The following is a 6,000-nucleotide window of genomic DNA, read 5'->3' as shown; positions in this document are numbered from 1 at the left end:
ATGAGGCCGGACTCCATCTCGTCGTCGCCGCCGGACTTGCCCGACAGCGCGCCCGCGCCGTCGGACTCGCCGACGAGTGTGTTCGCACCGCCGGACTTGCCCGCGCCGCCGGAACTGCATGTGAGTGTGGCCGCAGCTTCGAGCGTGCCTGCGTCGTAACGGTATCGGCGGTGCAGCATCGAGTCGGTGACGACGATCGTCTGCTCGTCGGTGAGGCATCGCAGTGCGTGGCGCAAGGCGGTCACCGGCTCGTCGACGGCGGCGTCGACCCTCATGTGTCCGCCGTACTGGCGGCAGAATCGTCGAGCATGTCGACGATGCGCCGAGGCCGTCCCTCGTACGTGTAATGCCTTGACGCGCGGCGGAATCCAGAACCCGTGCAGCTTGAGCGCCGCCACGCACGTAAGGCAGCCGCCCGCGCGGACCGCCTCGACGACCAGCGGATCGGCCCCATCGGCGGCCATCCAGCCGTGGCGCAGTCGCTGAAGTTGGCCCTCCTCGACGGCGCGTCGAACATCTCTCGGCGACATTCCGTCGCGGAGCAGGGATGCCACCGGGTGCACACCGAAGTCGTCCATGGCGACACAGTGTGCACCCGATTCGGGCACGCGCGGAAAATCTCTCCACAGGGTCGCGGGACTGCGCAGAATCCTACGAGTCAGGGGTGGTTCACCTGTACCGGTACAGGTGAACCACCCCTGAGGTGTAACTTTCTGCGCTCGCTGCGGCCCGAGAGATCAGACCTCTGCGTCGACCTCCGGCAGGCTCGCCAGCACGGCGGCCTTGAGATCCTCTGCGCTCGTGGCAGATTCGACGACGGCGCGCGACGCCGGGTCGTTGCACTCCAGGATGCCCAGGAGTAGATACTCGGCGCGGAGCTGATCGTTTCGCTCACGCGCGATCTCGACCGCGGCCCGGAAGGCGTCGCGCGTCTCCGCCGCGAAGCGTGGCCGGCCACCGCGACCGCGGGGACCCCGCCGTCCGCGACCGGGCTCCCAGGGGCCCCGACCGTCGGACTCGCCGTCGAACTGACCGGGACCGAACTCGGCACCGAACGGCCCCTCGGGCCCGAAGGGGCCACCGCCAAACGGACTACCCGGGAACCCCCCGGGCCCTCCGCGACGCGGGTCGAAGCCCTCGCGCGGGTCGAAGCCAGGGCCGAAGCCCCGACCGCGGCCCCTGCCATGACCGTGACCATGACCGTGTCCACGGCCTCGACCACGGGGACCCCCGCCTCGCGGACCGCAATCGCGACCACGCGGACCGCGGCCACGCTCGGGTCGTTCGGCCCAGCCTTCGGAGAGGTCGTCTCCGAAGCGGTCGCGCACGGCGGCGCGCACCTTGTCGAGGTCGATCCCGATGCTCTTGAGAGCCTCGCGATCCTCCTCGTAGCGGTCGGCGGCGCTCTGCTCAGCGGCCTTCTCGTCGTCGGCGTCGTTCTCTTCGTGGTATGCCCGCACGACGTCACGCGCCGCGTCGAGCTTCAGACCCTGCTCACCGAGCAGCCCGAACAACGGCGAACGCGCGTTGCACAGCATGCCAAGGATGAGGTGGTCGTTGCCGAGCTGGGGATGTCCCAGGTCGGCGGCTTCTTGCGTGGCAAATGCCAGCATCATCTTGTCGTCTCGACTGAATCGACCAAACATGATGGTTCTCCTTTCGGCCCTCTCAGGCCTCACGTTGTGAATGCTTCTGGTGCACGGCCTGGCGGCTGATCTGCAGAATCTCTGCAATCGCCTGCCAGCTCCAGCCCTTGGATCGAGCGTTCGCAACCTGTACTTCCTCGAGCCGGTCAGCCAGGGTCCGCAATGCGCGGACAGCGGCGAGGCCGATGGCCGGGTCGTCGCTCGCGGCGGCTCCGGCCAGATCTTGCTCTGGTGTCGTTGGTTCGTCGTGCATGGTGTCAGGTTATGTTGACACCACGGGAATGTCAACATTAATTGACACGCAATGTCGACGCTACTCCTCGGCGATCGCCACGGTGATGTTCATCCGAGCGGCGCGGGCCGCTGGAACAAACGCCCCTACCAGGCACAACACGATCGACACGGCGACGAACAGCAGCGTCGACGGCCGCGGTGAGTAGGTGACCTCCAGCGACGTCGTAGCTGACAGGATCTTGTCGGCCAAGAAGTGCAGGCCCGTACCCATCACGAGTCCGGTGACCGTACCGACCACCGCTATCGCGCCGGCCTCGGCAACCACCATGCGGGAGATGAATCGACGTGACGCTCCCATCGCACGCAGCACACCGAGTTCACGACGACGTTCGAGTACCGACAGCAACAGTGTGTTGAGCAACGCGATCGCCGCTGCCGCGGACACGATCCACTGGATCGCGACCGTGAAAGCACCCGCCTGTTGCGCCTGCTGCTGGGTGGCCGCCAACGCCTGCTCGCCCGTATAGAGGTACGCGGTTCCCGACCGCGGCAACGGATGTGAGTCGACGATGCGCTGCAACTGCTCTTGCACGGCAGTGCGGTCGGCACTCGGCTCGACGTCGATCTGCAGATAAGTGTCGCCGATCCGATTGAACCACTGCGCGAGAAGCGAATTCGACATTGCGGCGGCACCGGAATCGATGGAGACATAGTCGACGATGTCGCGGACGACGAGGGCGTGATATCCGGTCGGCGTCGCCAAGCGCAGCGTCGAACCGATGTCGGCGTCGAGAGACCGGGCGAGCACGCTCGACAAGATGATGCCCCGACCGTCGAGCACGTCGGAAAGCGCCTGCGGCGTCGTCTTTTTGGTAAACGGTGCCGTCGATCCCGGTTCGAGTCCCTGGACGAGAATCCTGGCCTCGCCGACGTTCACGTTGGCCCACTGCGCCCCGACCACCCGCGAGACTCCCGGTACCGCCCGTACCTCGTCGGCAATAGCACCGGGTAACGCTGCGCCCGAGGGGATTTCGTCACGCGACGTCGAGGAGATGTAGAAGTCGGGGTCACCCAGCCCGTCGAGCGAATGCGAAATCGACGCAACCAGATTGTCGAGTGCGCCCGACGTGCCCATTCCCACCGCGATCGCGACCGCAACGGTCATCAGGGTCGCCCAGGCACGTCGCGGTGCGCGTTCGGTGTTGACCGCAGCGAGTTGTCCCGGACCGCCGAATCGTCTCGCAACCGACACGACGAGCCGCACAAGTGGTCGGGTGAGCGCGAAGCAGACAAGCAACGCCCCAACGGCATACACCGCGCCTGCGACGATGGCCGGGCGGCCCGGAACGTCGACGGCGATGAACCACGACCCGATGAGCAGAGCCACACCGGCAACCGCTGCCAGCACGGTCAGCTGTCCGCGCTGCCGTCCGGCATCGGCGACCTGACCCGACACCATCGCCTCGACCGGCGACACCGCGAACACCGATCGCGCAGCAAGAGAGGTCGCGGCAACACACGCCAGCACACACGCGGCGACCGCGACGACCGGCGCGTAGGACGGCAGGTGATAGTCGACGACAATCGCGACCGAATCCCGTTTCGTCGTCGGCACCCGCGAAATGGCCCAGCGGCCGGCGAGAATCCCGATCGGCACACCGATCAGGCCTCCGACAAACCCGAAGACCGCCGACTCGGTGAGTAGGTCAGAGACCAGGTGAGATCGCTTGGCGCCCAACGCGCGGACCATCGCCAACGACGCCCTGCGCGACGCCACAGCCATGTTCATCGTGTTGAACACGAGGAACGCGGCGATCACAAGGGAGATCAGAGACACGAGCAGCGTCGAATCACGGGTCACCGACCCCGCGATCTCAGCCTGTTTCGCGCGGAACCCCGGATCCACCACCACCGCACGCCCATCGACAACGCGACGCACCTCGTCGCCGAGCGCGCCTACGTCGACGCCAGGCGCTGCGACGACGAGAATCGACGACACCTTGCCACTCAGCCCGGTGAGCTGCTGGGCCAGGCCGAGATAGGCGAACATGAAGTCGCCGTTGTTGAGTCCCGCAGCATCGACGACCCGCACCACCCGGACGTCGACTCCGTTGACCGAAAGTCGTTGACCCAGAGACAAACCTGTACCCGAACCGACGATGACGCCGTCGTCGAGGTCGCCAGGGCTCAGCCCGGTTGCTGCTGCCTCCTGAACACCGCCGGCAAGAGCGCGCGCTCGAAAGTCCGATCCGACCAGAGCAATTCGTCTGTCACCGACCACCGCGGTACCACGGATGACAGGAACCACCGACTTGGCGTCGGGGACCTGCGCACGGATGTCACCCGCGACCGACTCGTCGATTCCCGAGTCCGCGATCGACGCGACCTCGAGCTGTGCCGTGCCGTTGATAGCGGCGTCGAAGTCGCGGATCGATTCGCTCAGCGACCCGTATGTGCCGAGTACCGCGATCAACAGCGCCGACGAGACCGCGACCACGATGAGTGAGGTGACAACACGCAGCCGGTGATCGCGCAGTTCGCGCAGGTTCAGGACGCGTACACGGGTGAGCGCGGCGAACAGCTCAGTCACCATCGGTTGCGACCCTGCCGTCGCGCACGACGATCGTCCGATCAGCGACATCGGCAGCGTGCGGATCGTGAGTCACCATGATCACCAAGCGATTCGGCGCATCGTGTGCGACCTCCGACAGCAGCTCGAGGACAGAGTCGCCGGTGTGGGAATCGAGGTTGCCGGTCGGCTCGTCGGCGAGCAGGATCGACGGCTCCATTATCAGCGAGCGCGCGATCGCGACCCGCTGCATCTGTCCGCCTGACAACTCCGACGGTCGGTGATCGATACGGTTGCCGAGTCCGACGCGGTCGAGGAGTTCGACAGCACGTGGCTTGGCGCGTCGCAGCGACTTACTGTCGAGAAGCCTTGGTAGCGCAACGTTTTCCCACGCCGACATCGTCGGAACGAGGTTGAAGAACTGGAACACGAACCCGACGCGATGCCGACGGAAAGCCGACGCCGCGTTGTCGTCGAGCGTCGCGAGATCGACGCCGTCGACCTCGATCGATCCCGACGTCGGGGTGTCGAGGGCTCCGATGATGTGCAGCAGTGTGCTCTTGCCCGCCCCTGACGGCCCGACGATGGACACGAACTGCCCACCGTCGAGCGTGAGGTTCACCCCGTCGAGCGCGCGAACCCGCTCGTCGCCGAGGCGATATTCCCTGACCAGGTCATCGGCTTGCACCACGCATTGCGCCACACGAACGATGGTAGGCGACGCAACGTGCGGTGCGTCACACCCCGATGTGAGCGATCACCGTCGCCATGGCATGCGTCGACGTGTGCGACAGCGACAGTGACGGCTCGCGCCAGTTCTTACGCTCGGCGAGAGCTGCCATGCTGCCCGATAGCCGGATGCCGGGTACTGGACCGTTCATGACGACCTCGATCTCGCGCAGTGGCGTCGCGGCGTCGGAGTCGATCAGTGTCTTGATGACCGACTCCTTCGCCGCGAAGCGCGCCGCGAGACGCTGTGCGCGCGTTGGCCCTTCGCAGCGAACGAGTTCGGCGTCGGTGAAGACGCGGCGGAGGTAGCGATCACCGAAAGTGTCGATCGATGCGACGATCTCGGCCACGTCGACCAGGTCGCAGCCGACGACGAAGCTCATACCCCGGCGGCGACGAGAGTGCTAAGTGCCGAGGCGAGGCTGTTGACGCTGGAGAAGGTCGACTTCTTGAGAATCTCCTCGGGGAACTCGACGTCGTACAGATCTTCGAGGCCCAACATGACGTTGACTGTCGCGTGTGACGTCAAACCAACCGTAAACAGATCGGTATCGTCTGACACCTCTCCTGCTGCTACTGTCAGCTTCCCGTACTTGTCCAGTACGCCTCGAATGTCGCTTTTGTCGATGTTCATGGTTCCCTCCCTGGTCGTACATGATTCCCCGCCGATGATTAGTCTGCAAAACCCCACGTTGCAGATGTCACATCGTACTCGTATACTACAGGCGCATTGGAAAATGGACCACAGGGGGAAAGACGGTCCATACATTTGGGGGATTTATCAGTCCGTGAATCCCGCTCTGTTTTCCGCATTTTGGGGGA

At 65.2% G+C, this 6,000-nt stretch carries 7 protein-coding genes; all 7 read right to left on the bottom strand.

The features are described 5' to 3' along the window. Positions 1–578: type IV toxin-antitoxin system AbiEi family antitoxin domain-containing protein (locus A5777_RS12565; RefSeq protein WP_269447002.1), on the bottom strand; the 578-nt coding region annotated here is incomplete at its 3' end. 159 nt (positions 579–737) lie between these two features. Further along, positions 738–1,646: a Clp protease N-terminal domain-containing protein gene (locus A5777_RS12560; protein WP_064862886.1), complete on the bottom strand. Its 909-nt coding sequence runs from the start codon at positions 1,644–1,646 to the stop codon at positions 738–740. Positions 1,647–1,668: 22 nt separating this feature from the next. Continuing rightward, positions 1,669–1,899 (bottom strand): hypothetical protein, encoded by a 231-nt coding sequence (locus tag A5777_RS12555; RefSeq protein ID WP_005208515.1) that lies wholly within the window; start codon positions 1,897–1,899, stop codon positions 1,669–1,671. Between the two features lie 60 nt (positions 1,900–1,959). After that, entirely contained in the window at positions 1,960–4,473 is a 2,514-nt protein-coding gene (locus tag A5777_RS12550) for an FtsX-like permease family protein (RefSeq protein ID WP_156529368.1), read from the bottom strand. After that, entirely contained in the window at positions 4,463–5,152 is a 690-nt protein-coding gene (locus tag A5777_RS12545) for an ABC transporter ATP-binding protein (protein ID WP_231895043.1), read from the bottom strand. The genes A5777_RS12550 and A5777_RS12545 overlap by 11 nt, the downstream gene beginning before the upstream one ends. Positions 5,153–5,186: 34 nt before the next feature. Further along, positions 5,187–5,561 (bottom strand): holo-ACP synthase, encoded by a 375-nt coding sequence (locus A5777_RS12540; protein WP_005208510.1) that lies wholly within the window; start codon positions 5,559–5,561, stop codon positions 5,187–5,189. After that, complete coding sequence (locus A5777_RS12535; RefSeq protein ID WP_005208507.1) at positions 5,558–5,812, bottom strand: acyl carrier protein; 255 nt, start codon at positions 5,810–5,812, stop codon at positions 5,558–5,560. Before A5777_RS12535 ends, A5777_RS12540 begins: the two co-directional genes overlap by 4 nt. Positions 5,813–6,000 lie beyond the last annotated feature (188 nt).

It is taken from the genome of Gordonia sp. 852002-10350_SCH5691597, assembly GCF_001665715.1.
Lineage (GTDB): Bacteria > Actinomycetota > Actinomycetes > Mycobacteriales > Mycobacteriaceae > Gordonia > Gordonia sputi.
Note: the sequence above shows the minus strand (reverse complement) of the source record. Positions and strands in the feature narration are given on the sequence as shown.